Below are 15814 nucleotides of genomic sequence, written 5' to 3' on the forward strand. Positions count from 1 at the left end.
GCGCACAGTGCTAAGCTGACCATCCGACTTCTGCCAACCAAAGTGAGGCCACACCATGCCCGGACTATTGCCCAACATCGACCCTGACGGCCTGCTCGAATTCTCGGTGGTCTACACCGACCGCGCGCTCAACCACATGTCGCGCAGCTTCCAGGGCGTGATGACAGACATCTCCAGCATCCTCAAGGAGGTGTACGCCGCGCATTCCGTGGCGCTGGTGCCCGGCAGCGGCACCTACGGCATGGAAGCCGTGGCGCGCCAGTTCGCCACGGCCAAGCATGTGCTGGTGCTGCGCAACGGCTGGTTCAGCTACCGCTGGACGCAAATCTTTGACATGGGCAACATTCCTGCCTCGTCCACCGTGCTCAAGGCCCGGCAAACCGGCCCCGGCGCGCAAGCCCCGTGGGCGCCCGCCGCCATCGCCGACGTGCAGGCCGCCATTGCCCACCACAAGCCCGCCGTTGTCTTTGCCCCGCATGTCGAAACCGCCTCCGGCATGATCCTGCCCGACGATTATTTGCGCGCCGTGTCGGACGCCGTGCATGCCGTGGGCGGCCTGTTCGTGCTCGACTGCATCGCCTCGGGCGCCATGTGGGTCGACATGCAGGCCACGGGCGTCGATGTCTTGATTTCCGCACCGCAAAAAGGCTGGAGCAGCTCACCCTGCTGCGCCATGGTCATGCTCAGCGAACGTGCCCGCACGGCCATCGACGGCACCGTCAGCACCAGCTTTGCCTGCGACCTGAAAAAGTGGCTGCAGATCATGGAAACCTACGAAAAAGGCGGCCACGCCTACCACGCCACGCTGCCCACCGACGCCCTCACGCGCCTGCGCGCCGCCATGCAGGAAACGCATGCCTATGGTTTTTCCAAGGTGAAGGCCGAGCAGGAAGCGCTGGGCGAAAAGGTGCGCGCGCTGTTCGAAAGCCGGGGCCTGCCCAGCGTCGCTGCTGAGGGTTTCAAAGCGCCCGGCGTGGTGGTCAGCTACACCACCGACCCCGGCATCCAGTCAGGCAAGAAATTCCTCGACCAGGGTCTGCAGACCGCCGCCGGCGTGCCGCTGCAATGCGACGAAGGCGCCGACTTCATGACCTTTCGCGTTGGACTGTTCGGGCTGGAAAAGTGGCACCGGGTGGACCGCACGGTGGGTCAACTGGCGGCGGCGCTGGACCGGATTGGGTTGATGCCGGTGCCGGTGCCGGTGCATGCTTTCGCGTGATCTGACGCGTCAACCCGCCCAGGCGAAGGGCGCAAATTGCGCGTTGCGCGTGCCGGTGGCATCATCCCAGTTGATGCCAAAAACGTGGAAGCGACTGCGCGTGGCCTTGGCCAGGGACAGCCGGCTGTTCACGGGATGCGCCGTGTTGTCGATGCAAATGGCCTGTTTCGGGTCGGCGGCACTGGCGATGCCTTCGCAAGCCTGTTCAAGCAATTCACCGGCGCTCACGGTGTAATTCAACCCGTCTTCCTCAAACCGTATGGGCCGCCGCTCAACGCCTGCAATCTTGCTGACGAGCGCCGCCAGCGCCGCCATGGGACCGCCCACCGAGCCGGTGGCAATGGCGCTGATGGCGTCAACTTGCTGGTCAGAAGCGCTATCGTCAACAATCAATCCGACGGTCATGTTCCCTTGCGCCATTGCCCCCGGCGAATGCAGCATGACCACGAAGGACAACCCGTCAAGCGGGATGCCATCTTTCACCCCTTTGTCGATCTGCAATGCGATTGCGGCTTTGCAGTCACCTTCGGTTGGCCGTGCCGAGAGGTTGGAGGTGATGCAGGGACACAGAAATGTGCAATTGCAAGTTTCCATGTAATGGCCGGAAATGCTCCAGGTCGTCATAACAATACTCCTTGAAAAGGAGGTGCCTGTTTGAGCGCCAGCGCGCAGGAACACTGTTCGCTGCTGATGCGGCAGCACCTCATCGTCCAGTCTATGCCGATGCCTGCGGCTTCACCATGCCGTTTCTTTGTCACGGACGTAAGCAGTGTGTGTGGAGGTTGATTCTGCTGAAACGAATAAGCCGCGCGTTTGACGTTTTGCATGAACACACGCATCGTACAGGCGGTATATTCAACTGGCGAAGGAGGTCGACTCATGCCACAGCAAGCGTCTGATTCAGCCGGCAAGTCACCACCGGGCATGGTTCTGCTGATTACCGGGCAGTCCAGGCTGGCGGCGGGGATCTTGCTCCTCAGTATGGTCTGCTGGCTATTCCTGGTCTGGATCGCGGTTGACATGAGCCAGCCGTTTGCGCAACTGACGATGCCGGCTTCTTCAAACTGGCGCGCCGCTACCGTGTTCGCGGTCTGGGCCATGTGGGCGCTCATGATGGCCGCAATGATGCTACCGTCGGCCCTGCCGATGATCCTGACCTTTGTTAACCTGTGCGTGCGCACGCGAGAGCGAACGCGAGGAATCAGCTTTGTCGCCGCCTACCTGATCGTCTGGTTCGTCTTCAGCGTGGGGGCGACGGCCGCACAGTGGGCGCTGCAAGCCATGAACTGGGTCAACCCGATGATTGTCAGCACGTCGGCTTTGCTGACCGCGCTGCTGCTGTTGATCGCCGGGGTCTATCAGTTTTCACGCGTCAAGCAAGTTTGTCTGTCGCATTGCCGCACCCCGATGGGCTTTCTTATCGGAGAGTGGCGCGCCGGTTGGCAAGGCGCTTTCGTGATGGGGCTTCGGCATGGGCTGCTGTGCGTTGGCTGCTGCTGGGCGTTGATGGCCCTGCTGTTTGTGGGTGGGGTCATGAACCTGGCCTGGATCGCCGCGCTGTCGCTGGCCGTTTCGGTGGAGAAATTGGCACCGGGCGGCGAACGGCTGGGATCGCTGTTGGGGCTGGGGCTGATTGCCGCCGGGCTGGTCAAGTTGTTGGTTCTTGTGCGCTAGCCGGGACCCATCCCGCGTGCGCATCTGGAACGGCAGCGCGGGGGCTTGCGCGCGTTCAGCGCTTCATTTTTCGGGCATGACCGACGAGTGGTGGCTGGTGATGAGCCATTTGGCGCCGTCCCAGCGATAGGTGTAGCTGTAGCGTCCGCTGACCGATGCACCGGTTTTGGCGAAGGTGAAGGTGTACAGGCCAGCGTCCAGGGCGGTGTTGCAGCCGAGCTCAACGAACCGCAAATCAATCTTGCCCGAGGGCCTGCTTTCCAGAAAATGCTGGAAGTAGTCGAGCTTTTCGGCCGGCGTGAGCCGGGGCTTATTCGACACGGTGGGCAACAAGATGGACTGCCGTGCGTAGTTGGCGACCACCTGCTGCGCATCGCCTGTTTGCAGGGAGCGGTTCCAGCGATCAAACAGGCCGGCAATCTCGGCTTCTGACGTCGCTTTGCAGATTTCTGTGCGGGCGCTTGCCGTCTGCTGGGGGTCGAACTGGGTCGAAGTACAACCCGCCAGGGCAGCGGCTACAAAGAGCAGGCCAAATCGCAAGTGTTTCATAAAAAACTTTCTTGGGGTTTTCCACGTTCAGTCAGGGCCGCTGTGGTGCATGGCGGTTTCAAGGCCGCAAGGGATTTTCAGAATCATAGGGCCAGTTCAGTGATGGGTCTAGCCTTTCGCCTCGCCCTCATCTGTAAAAATCAACACCATGAACAATTTCTGGATGCGCCTGAAGGGCGCGCAACCCGCAAGCGACCCGGCCTTGAACGCATGAGTGCCGCATGCCCCTGTGGCCGCATTGCCGCACATCCCGCCAAGCCGGCCAAAGCCGCCCAACCCCAGCCCCTGCCTTTTTCCGCCTGCTGCGGCCCCTACCTCAACGAAAAAATCCCCGCCCCCAACGCCGAAGCGCTGATGCGATCGCGCTACAGCGCCTTTGTACTGGAGCGGGCCGATTATTTGCTCGCCACCTGGCACGCCTCGACGCGCCCGGCGACGCTGGACTTCGCGCCTGGCGCGAAGTGGCTGGGGCTGGATGTGCGTTCGCATTGCCTGCTGGACGCCGACCACGCCGAAGTCGAGTTCGTCGCCCGCTGCCGCGAGGGTGGCCGCGCCACGCGACTGCATGAGCGCAGCCGCTTCGTGCGCGCGTCGGGGCGCTGGTTTTATGTCGATGGCGACCAGTTTTAGTATCAAATACGGCTTTTGCGCAATATTGACGAGCGCAATTAGCTATAAATAAGTGAGTAAAAGACATGAAATTTGAAGCCATCCTGTTCGACTGCGACGGCGTGCTGGTCGACAGCGAACCCATCACCAACGGCGTGCTGCGCGACTTGCTGGAAGAAAGCGGCTGGTCGCTTTCGCCTGCCGAATGCATGCGCGTGTTTGTCGGCAAGGCCGTGCGCGACGAACGCGTGCTGATCGAAGCCCAAACCGGCCAGCCGCTGACCGAGGCCTGGATGGCCGAGTTTTATGCCCGGCGCAACCGCGAGTTGCAGGCGCGGCTGGTGGCGATTGCCGGTGCGCACGCGGCGGTGGAAGCTGCCCATGCGCACGCCGGCCAGCGCATTGCCTGCGCGTCCGGTGCCGACCGCTTCAAGGTCGAAATGCAGTTGGCGCAGGTCGGGCTGATGCCCTGGTTTGACGGTCGCATTTTCAGCGGCCAGGAAATGCCGCACTCCAAACCGGCGCCCGATGTGTACCTGGCGGCCGCAAGCCACCTGGGTGCGGCGGGCGCACATTGCCTGGTGATCGAGGACACGACGACTGGCGTCACGGCGGGTATTGCTGCGGGGGCGACGGTGTGGGCGTATTGCCCAACGCCTGCCCACGGCCCGGCCTTGACGCAGGCAGGTGCCAGCCGTCTGTTTGCCCATATGGCCGAGTTGCCCGCTTTATTGGAAACCATTTGACGCGTTGATGAACGCACCTTGAAGGCAAAAGTTACCCACTGTGCCTGTTTGGCAGGCACCCTGTTGAACGCCCCGGCCCATCAGGGTTTCAAGGGTTTTCCCTGCAATGGTGCACAAAGTTGTCCACAGAAGATGGGGACGGATTTTGGGATGGGTCACGGGGCCTGTGGCATCAGGAATGCGCGGCCATGTGTTCGTCAGGATTCGCTGTCCTGGCTTGGGAAAACCCAAAATCGCTCCATCGCAAGATAGGCATAAGAGGCCGACCAGCCGATCAGCAGCAAGCCGTTCAAGGCTTCCGTGCCTGCCAGCAACCGGATCGGGCCAATTGGAATCAGGTCGCCGAAGCCAAGCGAGGAAAAAGTTTCCGCTGAAAAATACAGGCAGTTTTCCAGCGACGAGCTGCCAATGCCGCTCAGGCTGCCCGCGCCGGTGAAATGAATCAGTCCATAAAGCACGAAGCCGTACAGTGCGATTTCCAGCGCGTGGGCGGTAAAGGCGCCAAACATGACAATCAACAGCTTGCTGCGGCTGGGAAAGCTGAGCGCGGGCAGCCGGGTATTCAGGCTGCTTAAAATTTCGAAATGAATCAGCGTCGTCAGCGCAATCATCATGACGCAAGAAAAAATGACGATAAACATGTGGCTTGCCGGGCAGTATTGATTTGTGGAGTCTAGCCACTCTTCACCGCACCGAAGCGAACGCCGGTCTTGCGCGGACGGAGACCAGCTTCAGTGTCAAAAAAGACTGTTGCGCATAGTAGCTGGGCATAAGCAGATATCAATAAGTGAGTAATGGTGAAATTTGGAACCGAACATGTGCTGCGCGACCTGCGGGATCAACGCGGCGAGACATTGGCTGAAGATTTCATGGTCGGGTTGTATGTCCGCCGCAATATCTGTTTTTCAGCCCGACTCACGGTCGATTGATTTTCTTGCGTAGACACTCTGACGAGGGTGTGGGAAATCCCTACATTGCTTGATCCTGAAGCACCCTTGAACGAGTTGTCGTTAACGTCTGATGCGGCATGTTGCATTGGATTTCAAAGTTTTTCGGGTTTTCACCTTAAAAAAGGCTCCAAATTGGTTCTTTTAAAAAAATAGAAAAATCCATGAAAATTATCGTGAAATCTTTTGTCATTGGCCTGTCCTTGCTTACCCTGGCCCTTGGAAGTCAAGCGCAGTTGCCACCCGAAACCAGTGCGCCTTCTGACAAATCCGACCTGTCCAGGCTGGAGCGCGTTGCCGGTCCAAACCGCACCAGTTCGCGAGCGTGGGCTACCTCGGCCAAGGAAGGCAAGTTCAAAAACCAGAACGAGAAAGCCGAGAAAGCCGAAAGAGGCGATAAAGTCGAAACTGCCGCGATCAAATGGGTCGATTCAACCGGCCGGACGATGGGCCGGGCCATTGGCAACTATGCCATTTTGGCAACCTTCGACAACCAACTCGCCACGATCGTCGGCCTGGGCTCAGACAGCAAATGTGATCCCATCCGAGGATGCACGTATGCCAGCAATGGCGCCAATTGGTCTGAATTCGAATCGGTCTACTACACCACGGCAGATTGCACCGGCACGCCGTATTCGGTTGGCGGTACGATCGGCACGCCTTACCGTGGCATCCCCATCACCGACAGCGGCGGCACTTACCTGTATTTTTTCAAGGCTGTCGACACCATTCGGGTGGTGCTGGGTTCACGTTATTCAACAAGCGGCTGCTTTGCGATTGGCAGCCGCGGGGCTTTTCCAACCGATGCTGCACCGGTTTCCGACGTGGTGCCGGCGACCACTTACGGCACGCCGCCCTTCTTTTTGAAGTAAACATCAGGCCGCTTCAGTTCGCTTTCTTCGGCGTACTTTGAAGCTGCTGCCTGAACTGCGCGGGCGACTGGCCAGTCCAGGCCTTGAAGGCCCGCATGAAGCTTTTCTCGTTCTGAAACCCGGCCGCCTCTGCCACCTGCTTGATCGGCCGGTGGCTGCGCAGCAGCAGGTCGGTCGCATGCGCGCGCCGCACCTCGTCTTTCAGCGCCTGCAGCGAGGCGCCTTCTTCCTTCAATTGACGGTGCAGCGTGCGCGGCGACACATGCAGCAGCTCAGCCAGCGCGCCGGCGCTGTGGGTCAGCGCCGGATGCACCGCCAGCGCCTGGCGCACCCGCTGCACCAGCAGCCGGTCGCGTCGGTAGGGCAGCACTGTCAGCGGCAGGGCGCGCTGCAGCATCTGCTGCAAGGCGCGCTCATCGCGTCGCAGCGGCAATGCCAGATAACGCGCGTCAAAGCGGATGGCTGCCGTTGCGCTGTCGAAAATCGTCGGACCTGAAAAAAGTACGCCGTACACCTCGCGGTGGAGCGGCGCGGCAAACGGCAGTTGTGCGCCCAGCAGCGGAATGCGCGAATCGATCAGCCAGCAGGCAACGCCCAGGATATTGCGCAGCACGGAAACCAGGCAGAACTCGCGCAGCGCGCCGAGGCCGTGGTGTTCAGCAATGGACACGCTGGCCGTGTCGCCCGCCACGCCAAGCGTCAGGGCGATGTCGTCGGCAATCAGTCCGTGGTGCCGGCACCAGCGCTTGAGCGCCACGCCCAGCGTCGGCGCGCTGAGCGACGCCCGCGCCAGCATGCCGTAGCTGCCCCAGGGCAGGCGCCGGTTGAACCAGCCCAGCGCCTCGTCGTCGAGTTCCTGCATCGCCAGGCCCGAAATGTGTTCCATCTGCCAGGCGGTGATGCGCGATGTCGTGCTCAACAACGCAGCCGGCGCGATTTGTGCCTGCGCCAGCGCATGGGCCGGGTCCATGCCGCGCCGCTCGTAAGCCAGCACAATCGCCTGGACAAAGGCGATCGGCGTGACGGCAGGCGCGTCCGGGGGCGGTATTGCGCAAGCGGCGGGAAGGTGTGATGGCATGGGAGCAAGTGTGGTGGACTGTGGCTCGATTTGCAACCATCCTGGCTTTTTCTGATGGCGCGATTCGCCGGGGATGCGCCATACTGGCGAATCCGCCCTTGCTGGCGGTCGCAAGGAGACAAGCATGAGCGCAGATTTTTCCGCATCGCATCCCGCCGCACCAGTTTTCAAGCGCAGCTACGCCTGTGGCACCACCGATGTGCCGCTGATCGAACAGCCCATCGGGGCGTTTTTCGATGCCATCGCGGCCCGTCAGCCTGAGCACGAAGCGCTGGTCAGCGTTCACCAGGGCCGCCGCTACAGCTACCGTGAACTGCAGCGTGAAACCGACCGCCTGGCCAGCGCGCTGCTCGGCCTGGGCCTGCAGCCCGGCGAGCGCGTCGGCATCTGGTCGCACAACAATGCCGAATGGCTGCTGGTGCAACTGGCCACCGCCAAAGTCGGCCTGATTCTGGTCAACATCAACCCGGCCTACCGCACGGCGGAAGTCGAATATGCGTTGAACAAGGCCGGTTGCCAAGCGCTGGTCACCATGGCGCAGTTCAAGACCAGCGACTACCTCGGCATGCTGCGCGAACTGGCGCCCGAGTGGGCGCATGGCCAGCCGGGCGAGCTTGAATCGCTGACGCTGCCGCATTTGAAAGCCGTGGTCTGGATTGACGAAGCCGGGCAGCACTCCTCTGAACACGACCAGCCCGGCCTGATGCGGTTTTCCGATCTGCTCGCCAGCGGCAATGCCGATGACGCGCGGCTGGCTGACATCGCCGCCACGCTCAAGGCCAGCGACCCGATCAATATCCAGTTCACCAGCGGCACCACCGGCTTCCCCAAGGGCGCGGCGCTGACGCACCGCAACATCCTGAACAACGGCTTTTTCATCGGTGAAGCCATGCGGCTGACACCCGCCGACCGCCTGTGCATCCCGGTGCCGCTGTACCACTGCTTCGGCATGGTGCTGGGCAATCTGGCCTGCCTGACGCACGGCGCGACCATCGTTTATCCGAACGACGGCTTCGAGCCTTTGAGCGTGCTGCAGGCGGTGCAGGACGAAAAATGCACCGGTCTGCACGGCGTGCCGACGATGTTTATCGCCGAACTCGACCACCCGCGCTTTGCCGAGTTTGATTTGTCCACCTTGCGCACCGGCATCATGGCCGGCTCGCCGTGCCCGACCGAGGTGATGAAGCGCGTCGTGAGCAGCATGAACCTCGGCCAGATCACGATTGCCTACGGCATGACCGAAACCAGCCCCGTGAGCTGCCAAAGCTCCATCGACACGCCGCTGGCCAAGCGCGTCTCGACCGTTGGCCTGGTGCAGCCGCACATCGAAGTCAAGATCATCGACCCCGAGAGCCGCGAGATCGTCGCGACCGGCGTGTCGGGCGAATTCTGCACACGCGGCTATTCGGTCATGCACGGCTACTGGGACGACGCGCCCCGAACCCAAGAGGCGATTGACGCCGAGGGCTGGATGCACACCGGCGACCTGGCCACCATGGACGGCGAAGGCTACGTCAACATTGTCGGCCGCATCAAGGACATGGTGATTCGCGGTGGCGAAAACATCTACCCGCGCGAGATCGAGGAATTCCTGTACCGCCACCCGAAGGTGCAGGACGTGCAGGTGGTCGGTCTGCCCGACAAGCGCTACGGCGAGGAACTCTGCGCCTGGGTCGTCACGCGTCCCGGCGAAACCCTGAGCGAAGACGAGGTGCGCGCGTTCTGCAAAGGCAAGATTGCGCACTACAAGGTGCCGCGCTACATTCGTTTTGTGTCCGGCTTTCCGATGACCGTGACCGGCAAGATCCAGAAGTTCAAGATCCGCGACGAAATGAAAAACCAGCTCGGGCTGGAAGAAGACTCCACCGCCTGAATCGCTTGATACCCTGAAAGAACACGCAAACATGCCCACGCTCGAATCCAAACTCAACGCCCGTTCCGCCGACTTCCAGGCCAATGCCGCCGCCATGCGCGCGCTGGTCGATGACCTGCATGTGCAGCTGGCCAAATCCGCCGCCGGCGGAGGCGACGTGTCCCGCGCCCGGCACACGGCGCGCGGCAAGCTGCTGCCGCGCGACCGCGTGCAGCGGCTGCTCGACCCCGGCACGCCGTTTCTCGAAGTCGCGCCATTGGCCGCACTCGGCATGTACAAGGGAGACGCGCCCTGCGCCGGCCTGATCGTCGGCATTGGCCGCGTCAGCGGCGTCGACTGCATGATCGTCTGCAACGATGCCACTGTGAAGGGCGGCACCTACTACCCGCTGACCGTCAAGAAGCACCTGCGCGCCCAGGAAATTGCCCAGCAAAACAACCTGACCTGCATCTACCTGGTCGATTCGGGCGGCGCGAATCTGCCCAACCAGGACGAAGTGTTCCCCGACCGCGACCACTTCGGCCGCATCTTTTTCAACCAGGCGACCATGAGTTCGCTGGGCATTTCGCAGATCGCCGTGGTCATGGGCAGTTGCACCGCCGGCGGCGCTTATGTGCCCGCGATGAGCGACGAAAGCATCATTGTCAAGAACCAGGGAACGATTTTCCTGGGCGGCCCACCGCTGGTGAAGGCTGCGACTGGCGAAGTCGTGACGGCAGAAGATTTGGGTGGCGGCGATGTGCACACGCGCCTGTCGGGCGTGGCCGACCATCTGGCGCAAAACGACCTGCATGCGCTGGCGCTGGCGCGGGCTTCGGTCAAGAATTTGAATAAAAACAAGGCTCCGGCGCTTACTGGACGAGCGCCAGTAGCTCCTGAATTCGTAGCAGAAGAGCTGTACGGCGTGATTCCGGTCGATGTGCGCAAACCCTTCGACGTGCGTGAAATCATCGCCCGCATCGTCGATGGCAGTGACTTTGACGAGTTCAAGGCGCGCTACGGCACCACCATCGTTTGCGGTTTTGCGCACATCGAAGGCTTGGCCGTAGGCATCATCGCCAACAACGGCATTTTGTTCAGTGAATCGGCGCTCAAGGCCACGCACTTCATCGAGCTGTGTTGCCAGCGCAAGATCCCGCTGGTGTTTTTGCAGAACATCACCGGCTTCATGGTCGGCCGCAAGTACGAGAACGAAGGCATTGCCAGAAACGGCGCCAAGATGGTCACGGCCGTGGCGACGGCGGCTGTGCCCAAATTCACCATCATCATCGGCGGCAGTTTTGGCGCCGGCAACTACGGCATGTGCGGCCGCGCGTTTTCGCCCCGCTTCTTGTGGATGTGGCCGAACGCCCGCATCAGCGTCATGGGCGGCGACCAGGCGGCCGGCGTGCTGGCCACCGTCAAGCGCGACGGCATCGAAGGCAAGGGCGGCGCGTGGACGGCAGATGAAGAAGAAGCCTTCAAGGCACCGATTCGCAGCCAGTACGAGCACCAGGGCCATCCGTATTACGCCACGGCGCGGCTGTGGGACGACGGCGTGATCGACCCGGCCGACACCCGCCGTGTGCTCGCGCTGGGCTTGAGCGCGTCGCAGAATGCCCCGATTCCAGAGACGAAGTTCGGCTTGTTCAGGATGTGACGCCATGACTGCACTGCAAATAACCCAAAAATCCGCCGTGCTGACGATCACGCTCAGCCGCCCCGACATCCGCAACGCCTTCAACGACGCGGTGATTGCCGAGATTACCGCCGCTTTCCAGGACGCGGCCAGCCGCGCCGAGGTGCGTGCCGTGGTGCTGGCCGCCACCGGGCCGGCCTTTTGCGCCGGGGCCGACCTGAACTGGATGCGCCGCATGGCCGACTACACCCGTGACGAAAACCTGGCGGATGCTAGCGCGCTGGCCGAGATGCTGCGCGTGATGTATGAATGCCCCAAGCCCACCATTGCCCGCATACAGGGCGATGTGTATGCGGGCGGCATGGGGCTGGTGGCGGCCTGCGACATGGCCGTCAGCGTCGATACGGCGAATTTCTGCCTGAGCGAAGTCAAGCTGGGGCTGATTCCGGCGACCATCAGCCCGTATGTGATCCGCGCCATGGGCGCGCGGGCGGCGCACCGCTACTTTTTGACCGCCGAGCGCTTCGACGCGAAAGAAGCGCACCGCATTGGTTTCGTGCATGAAGTGGTCAGCGCCAATCAGCTGGACGCCAAGGTGGCGGAGCTGACGCATGCACTGGTCAACGCCAGCCCGAACGCCGTGCGCAGCTGCAAGACGCTTGTGCAGGAAGTGGCAGGCCGAGACATCGAGGCGCCGCTGATCGGCCGCACGGTCGAAGGCATAGCCGACATTCGCACCAGCAGCGAAGGTCGGGAAGGCGTGCAATCTTTCCTGCAAAAGCGCAAGCCGTCCTGGCTGGCCTGAGTTTTCAAAGGAGCTTCACCATGCAAGCCTTGGATACCGCGCAACTGGTCGCCCTGGCCGGCGCTGTCGGCTGGGCCAGCGGCATACGCCTGTACCTGGTGCTGTTGCTGACCGGCCTGGCCGGCTACATGGGCTGGATGCAATTGCCGCAGGGGCTGCACCTGCTGGCCAATCCGGTGGTGCTGGGCGCCAGTGGCTTCATGGTGTTTGTCGAGTTTTTTGCCGACAAGATTCCCGGGCTCGACTCGCTCTGGGATGTGGTGCACACGGTGATCCGTATTCCGGCGGGTGCAGCGCTGGCGGCCGGTGTGTTCAGTGCAGACAGCGCTGCCATGAGTTTGGTAGCTGCTCTCGTAGGCGGCACCTTGGCTGGAACCAGTTTTGCCGCCAAGGCGACGTCACGGGCGGCGATCAACACCTCGCCCGAGCCGTTCAGCAACATCGGCACCTCGCTGGTCGAGGACAGCCTGGTGCCTGCCGGCCTGTGGCTGGCGGTGGCGCATCCCTTTGTCTTTATGCCCTTGCTGGTCGTGGTGCTGGTGCTCAGCGTCTGGCTGATTCGTCGATGCTGGCGGTTTTTAAAGCAGTTGTTCACCCGTGTCGCCCGTATTTTCAGCGGCAAGCCCGACCCGGGTTTGTTGCCTGCTTTTACCTTCAAACCGCCTTTTTCAAAGGACGTTGGACATGATTGACCAACCTGATGCGCGATGACGATGCAACGCCGGGAAATTCTGAAGTGGGCATCCGGGATGTGTGTCGGCACCGCCGGATTGGCGCGCGCGCAAGACGGGCTGGGCCTGAACGATGCAGCGCTTGGCAGTGGCCGAAGATTCGGGTTTGCGATTGATTCTGGGTACGCCAACAAGGAGCCTGTCAAAAGTTTGCTGCGCCAGCATGCAGGTGTCATCACTGCTGAAAACGCCATGAAGTGGCGCAACATCGAAAACGCGGCGGGTGTGTCCGACTACACCCGCGCTGATTGGGTCGCTGACACTGCGGAAAGCTTGGGCGCAGCCCTGCGCGGCCACACGCTGGCATGGCATCAGTCCACGCCCGCTTACCTTTCGACTGCGACACGCAAGGCGTTCGCAGTGGCGCAATCCGCCCATCTGCAATCCATGACGGCCCGATACCGTGGCCGCATTCACACATGGGACGTGCTCAATGAAGTGATCTACGGGGACCAGAAAAACAAAAGCGGCCTTCGTGAATCGGTTTTATCGGAGCTGTGGGGCAAGGACCGATACCCGGAGCTGTTTGAACTCGCGCGTGCATCGGACCCACGCGCCAAACTCGCCTACAACGACTACGGTATGGAGCAGGACGAGCCTTGGTGCGAACGTCGCCGGTCGGCCGTGCTGCGCATGCTCGAGCAATGGATCAAACGAAAGACGCCGGTTGATGTGATGGGCTTGCAAGCGCACCTGGATTTGTCGCGCAAGTTTTCTGCTACCCGGCTTTCCCGCTTTTTTGATGAACTGCGCGCGCTCGGCCTGGGCATTCAAATCACCGAACTGGATTTACGTGATGCGCTGCAACCCGGTACGGTGTCAGACCGCGACGCAGCGACCGCTGCACTCTACAAAGACTTCATGGAGACCTGCGCTGGTCATGCTGCGGTCGAAATGGTCGTGATGTGCAATGTGACCGACGAAGAAAGCTGGATGAATCGGGGAATGCAGGGCACCCGCCGCGCCGACGGGCACTCCATGCGGCCAACCTTGTTTGATACGCAAGGCCGGCCGAAAAATGCGTTTGATGCGGTAGCGGTGAGCTTGCTTCATGCCGCTGTACCTTTTGACTTGAACAATACAAAGACCAAATATGTTTAAAAAGATACTGATTGCCAACCGGGGCGAGATCGCCTGCCGCGTTGCCGCCACCGCCCGCCGCATGGCCATCAAGACCGTGGCCGTGTATTCGGACGCCGACGCCAGCGCCAAGCATGTGGGCTTTTGCGACGAATCCGTGCATATCGGCGGCAGTGCGCCCAAGGACAGCTACCTGCGCTGGGAAAAAATCATTGAAGCCGCCAGGGCAACAGGTGCCGAGGCGATTCACCCCGGCTACGGCTTTTTGAGTGAAAACGAGGAATTTGCCCAGGCCTGTGCCAACGCCGGGCTGGTCTTCATCGGCCCGCCGGCGTCAGCCATCAAGGCCATGGGCCTGAAAGCCGAGTCCAAGCAGTTGATGGAAAAGGCTGGCGTGCCGCTGGTGCCGGGATACCACGGCGCAGACCAGGACCCGGCGCTGCTGCAGCGCGAAGCCGACCGCATCGGTTACCCGGTGCTGATCAAGGCCAGCGCCGGTGGCGGCGGCAAGGGCATGCGGGCAGTGGAAAAATCAGCGGATTTCGCAGCGGCGCTGGCCTCGTGCCAGCGCGAAGCCATCAACAGCTTTGGCAACGACACGGTGCTGGTCGAAAAGTACGCCCAGCGCCCGCGACATATCGAAATCCAGGTGTTCGGCGACATGCACGGCAACTGCGTTTACCTGTTCGAGCGCGACTGCTCGGTGCAGCGCCGGCACCAGAAGGTGCTGGAAGAAGCCCCCGCGCCGGGATTAAGCGAATCCATGCGCCGGCAGATGGGCGAAGCGGCGGTGGCGGCGGCGCGGGCCGTGAACTATGTCGGCGCCGGTACGGTCGAATTCATCGTCGAGCAGCGCGCGGACGGCAGCATGAATTTCTTCTTTATGGAGATGAATACAAGGCTGCAGGTCGAGCATCCGGTGACCGAGGCCATCACCGGCCTGGACTTGGTTGAGTGGCAATTGCTTGTCGCTTCGGGCGAAAAACTGCCGCTGGCGCAGGACCAGTTGAAGATCAACGGCCATGCCATCGAGGCGCGCATCTGTGCCGAGAACCCGGACAACAATTTCTTGCCGACCACCGGCACGCTGCACGTTTACGACAAGCCGGTCTGTACCGCCTTTGAGCGCGGCACTGTCCGTATCGACGACGGTGTGCGCCAGGGTGACACGATTTCACCGTTCTACGACTCGATGGTCGCCAAGCTGATCGTGCACGGCCAGACACGCGAAGAGGCGCTGGCTCGCATGGGCGAGGCGCTGTCGCAGACCCGCATCGTGGGCTTGAGCACCAATGTGCAGTTCCTGCGCTATGTGGTGCGCAGCCCGTCGTTTGCGCAGGCGAATCTCGACACGGCGCTGATCCCGCGCGAAGAAGCCGTGCTGTTCAAGCAGGAGCCGGTCGGCCTGCCGATGGCGGCGGCCAGCGCGATTGCCCGGACGCTGCTGGACGAACAAGCCAGCGAGGGCCGCGACCCGTTCAGCCGCCGCGACGGCTGGCAAACGCATGGCGTCGCGCAGCGGCCCTTTGAATTTGATTTCAAGGGCGAGCCGGCCAACGCCACCTTGACCTATGGCCATGACGGCGCCTTGCAACTGGCGGTGGGCGGCGTGTCGGGACCACTGGTGTTTGCCAAAAGCGCACAGGGCATTGACATCCAGTTCGCCGGCCAGCGACTGACCGCAACGGTGTACAGCCAGGGCGAGGTGGGCCATGTCTTCACCGCGCGCGGCGCGACCCAGATCACCGCGATTGACTTGCTGGCGCATGCCGGCGAAAGCCACACCGAAGGCGGACGCCTGACCGCGCCCATGCCCGGAAAAATCCTGTCGTTTTCCGTCAAGGCTGGCGACAAAGTCACCAAAGGTCAGCCGCTGGCGGTGATGGAAGCGATGAAAATGGAGCACACGATTGCCGCTCCCGCCGACGGCGTGGTCGATGAATTGATGTACGCCCCCGGGGACCAGGTCACCGAGGGGTCGGAACTGCTCAAAATAACGGTCTGAAATTAAAG

General features: G+C 61.7%; 16 protein-coding genes. 12 read left to right on the forward strand and 4 right to left on the reverse strand.

Going from position 1 to position 15814, the window contains the following annotated elements; genetic code table 11:
• Nucleotides 1-55: 55 nt before the first annotated feature.
• The gene (locus H4V98_RS05070) at nucleotides 56-1219 is read left to right on the forward strand and encodes an aminotransferase class V-fold PLP-dependent enzyme (RefSeq protein WP_196864005.1); all 1164 of its coding nucleotides are present in this window, start codon (nucleotides 56-58) and stop codon (nucleotides 1217-1219) included.
• Between the two features lie 9 nt (nucleotides 1220-1228).
• Here H4V98_RS05070 and H4V98_RS05075 read toward each other — a convergent pair whose 3' ends face one another.
• On the reverse strand, nucleotides 1229-1843 hold the full coding sequence (locus H4V98_RS05075) for a DUF1326 domain-containing protein (protein ID WP_196864004.1): 615 nt from the start codon (nucleotides 1841-1843) through the stop codon (nucleotides 1229-1231).
• A 255-nt stretch (nucleotides 1844-2098) separates the two neighbouring features.
• On the opposite strand from H4V98_RS05075, the gene H4V98_RS05080 reads away from it, so the two are divergent.
• Entirely contained in the window at nucleotides 2099-2893 is a 795-nt protein-coding gene (locus H4V98_RS05080) for a DUF2182 domain-containing protein (protein ID WP_196864003.1), read from the forward strand.
• A 63-nt stretch (nucleotides 2894-2956) separates the two neighbouring features.
• Here the strand turns inward: H4V98_RS05080 and H4V98_RS05085 are convergent, their stop codons facing one another.
• On the reverse strand, nucleotides 2957-3442 hold the full coding sequence (locus H4V98_RS05085; RefSeq protein WP_196864002.1) for a DUF4440 domain-containing protein: 486 nt from the start codon (nucleotides 3440-3442) through the stop codon (nucleotides 2957-2959).
• A 210-nt stretch (nucleotides 3443-3652) separates the two neighbouring features.
• Here H4V98_RS05085 and H4V98_RS05090 point away from each other — a divergent pair, with 210 nt between their 5' ends.
• Both H4V98_RS05090 and H4V98_RS05095 read left to right on the forward strand, forming a co-directional pair.
• Nucleotides 3653-4072, forward strand: coding sequence for a YchJ family metal-binding protein (locus H4V98_RS05090; protein ID WP_196864001.1), 420 nt, complete (start codon nucleotides 3653-3655; stop codon nucleotides 4070-4072).
• Nucleotides 4073-4137: 65 nt separating this feature from the next.
• Entirely contained in the window at nucleotides 4138-4797 is a 660-nt protein-coding gene (locus H4V98_RS05095) for an HAD family phosphatase (RefSeq protein ID WP_196864000.1), read from the forward strand.
• Nucleotides 4798-4994: 197 nt separating this feature from the next.
• Here the strand turns inward: H4V98_RS05095 and H4V98_RS05100 are convergent, their stop codons facing one another.
• Nucleotides 4995-5438 (reverse strand): ion channel, encoded by a 444-nt coding sequence (locus H4V98_RS05100; protein WP_196863999.1) that lies wholly within the window; start codon nucleotides 5436-5438, stop codon nucleotides 4995-4997.
• 153 nt (nucleotides 5439-5591) lie between these two features.
• Here H4V98_RS05100 and H4V98_RS05105 point away from each other — a divergent pair, with 153 nt between their 5' ends.
• A complete protein-coding gene (locus tag H4V98_RS05105) occupies nucleotides 5592-5726 on the forward strand; it encodes a hypothetical protein (RefSeq protein ID WP_255532190.1) in 135 nt (44 codons plus the stop codon).
• 194 nt (nucleotides 5727-5920) lie between these two features.
• Nucleotides 5921-6616, forward strand: coding sequence for a hypothetical protein (locus tag H4V98_RS05110; RefSeq protein WP_280757318.1), 696 nt, complete (start codon nucleotides 5921-5923; stop codon nucleotides 6614-6616).
• 13 nt (nucleotides 6617-6629) lie between these two features.
• Here the strand turns inward: H4V98_RS05110 and H4V98_RS05115 are convergent, their stop codons facing one another.
• Nucleotides 6630-7694, reverse strand: a complete 1065-nt coding sequence (locus H4V98_RS05115) for an AraC family transcriptional regulator (RefSeq protein ID WP_196863997.1) — start codon at nucleotides 7692-7694, stop codon at nucleotides 6630-6632.
• 124 nt (nucleotides 7695-7818) lie between these two features.
• Between H4V98_RS05115 and H4V98_RS05120 the strand changes: the two genes are divergently transcribed.
• The 6 genes from H4V98_RS05120 to H4V98_RS05145 are packed head-to-tail and all read left to right on the forward strand — an operon-like array spanning nucleotide 7819 to nucleotide 15806.
• Nucleotides 7819-9567: an AMP-binding protein gene (locus H4V98_RS05120; protein ID WP_196863996.1), complete on the forward strand. Its 1749-nt coding sequence runs from the start codon at nucleotides 7819-7821 to the stop codon at nucleotides 9565-9567.
• A gap of 31 nt (nucleotides 9568-9598) precedes the next feature.
• The gene (locus tag H4V98_RS05125) at nucleotides 9599-11206 is read left to right on the forward strand and encodes a carboxyl transferase domain-containing protein (protein ID WP_196863995.1); all 1608 of its coding nucleotides are present in this window, start codon (nucleotides 9599-9601) and stop codon (nucleotides 11204-11206) included.
• 4 nt (nucleotides 11207-11210) lie between these two features.
• Entirely contained in the window at nucleotides 11211-11990 is a 780-nt protein-coding gene (locus tag H4V98_RS05130; RefSeq protein ID WP_196863994.1) for an enoyl-CoA hydratase/isomerase family protein, read from the forward strand.
• A 20-nt stretch (nucleotides 11991-12010) separates the two neighbouring features.
• Nucleotides 12011-12682 (forward strand): DUF4126 domain-containing protein, encoded by a 672-nt coding sequence (locus H4V98_RS05135; RefSeq protein WP_196863993.1) that lies wholly within the window; start codon nucleotides 12011-12013, stop codon nucleotides 12680-12682.
• Between the two features lie 15 nt (nucleotides 12683-12697).
• The gene (locus H4V98_RS05140; protein WP_196863992.1) at nucleotides 12698-13822 is read left to right on the forward strand and encodes an endo-1,4-beta-xylanase; all 1125 of its coding nucleotides are present in this window, start codon (nucleotides 12698-12700) and stop codon (nucleotides 13820-13822) included.
• Nucleotides 13815-15806, forward strand: a complete 1992-nt coding sequence (locus H4V98_RS05145; RefSeq protein WP_196863991.1) for an acetyl/propionyl/methylcrotonyl-CoA carboxylase subunit alpha — start codon at nucleotides 13815-13817, stop codon at nucleotides 15804-15806. Before H4V98_RS05140 ends, H4V98_RS05145 begins: the two co-directional genes overlap by 8 nt.
• Nucleotides 15807-15814 lie beyond the last annotated feature (8 nt).

It is taken from the genome of Polaromonas sp. CG_23.6 (assembly GCF_029892315.1).
Lineage (GTDB): Bacteria > Pseudomonadota > Gammaproteobacteria > Burkholderiales > Burkholderiaceae_C > Polaromonas.

What these genes read in the sequence shown, in the direction of transcription:
- H4V98_RS05085 (WP_196864002.1), bottom strand. Translation starts at nt 3,442, where the DNA reads ATGAAACACTTGCGATTTGGCCTGCTCTTTGTAGCCGCTGCCCTGGCG.
- H4V98_RS05095 (WP_196864000.1), top strand. Translation starts at nt 4,138, where the DNA reads ATGAAATTTGAAGCCATCCTGTTCGACTGCGACGGCGTGCTGGTCGAC.
- H4V98_RS05145 (WP_196863991.1), top strand. Translation starts at nt 13,815, where the DNA reads ATGTTTAAAAAGATACTGATTGCCAACCGGGGCGAGATCGCCTGCCGC.
- H4V98_RS05090 (WP_196864001.1), top strand. Translation starts at nt 3,653, where the DNA reads ATGAGTGCCGCATGCCCCTGTGGCCGCATTGCCGCACATCCCGCCAAG.
- H4V98_RS05125 (WP_196863995.1), top strand. Translation starts at nt 9,599, where the DNA reads ATGCCCACGCTCGAATCCAAACTCAACGCCCGTTCCGCCGACTTCCAG.
- H4V98_RS05130 (WP_196863994.1), top strand. Translation starts at nt 11,211, where the DNA reads ATGACTGCACTGCAAATAACCCAAAAATCCGCCGTGCTGACGATCACG.
- H4V98_RS05075 (WP_196864004.1), bottom strand. Translation starts at nt 1,843, where the DNA reads ATGACGACCTGGAGCATTTCCGGCCATTACATGGAAACTTGCAATTGC.
- H4V98_RS05070 (WP_196864005.1), top strand. Translation starts at nt 56, where the DNA reads ATGCCCGGACTATTGCCCAACATCGACCCTGACGGCCTGCTCGAATTC.
- H4V98_RS05140 (WP_196863992.1), top strand. Translation starts at nt 12,698, where the DNA reads ATGACGATGCAACGCCGGGAAATTCTGAAGTGGGCATCCGGGATGTGT.
- H4V98_RS05135 (WP_196863993.1), top strand. Translation starts at nt 12,011, where the DNA reads ATGCAAGCCTTGGATACCGCGCAACTGGTCGCCCTGGCCGGCGCTGTC.
- H4V98_RS05105 (WP_255532190.1), top strand. Translation starts at nt 5,592, where the DNA reads ATGGTGAAATTTGGAACCGAACATGTGCTGCGCGACCTGCGGGATCAA.
- H4V98_RS05120 (WP_196863996.1), top strand. Translation starts at nt 7,819, where the DNA reads ATGAGCGCAGATTTTTCCGCATCGCATCCCGCCGCACCAGTTTTCAAG.
- H4V98_RS05115 (WP_196863997.1), bottom strand. Translation starts at nt 7,694, where the DNA reads ATGCCATCACACCTTCCCGCCGCTTGCGCAATACCGCCCCCGGACGCG.
- H4V98_RS05080 (WP_196864003.1), top strand. Translation starts at nt 2,099, where the DNA reads ATGCCACAGCAAGCGTCTGATTCAGCCGGCAAGTCACCACCGGGCATG.
- H4V98_RS05100 (WP_196863999.1), bottom strand. Translation starts at nt 5,438, where the DNA reads ATGTTTATCGTCATTTTTTCTTGCGTCATGATGATTGCGCTGACGACG.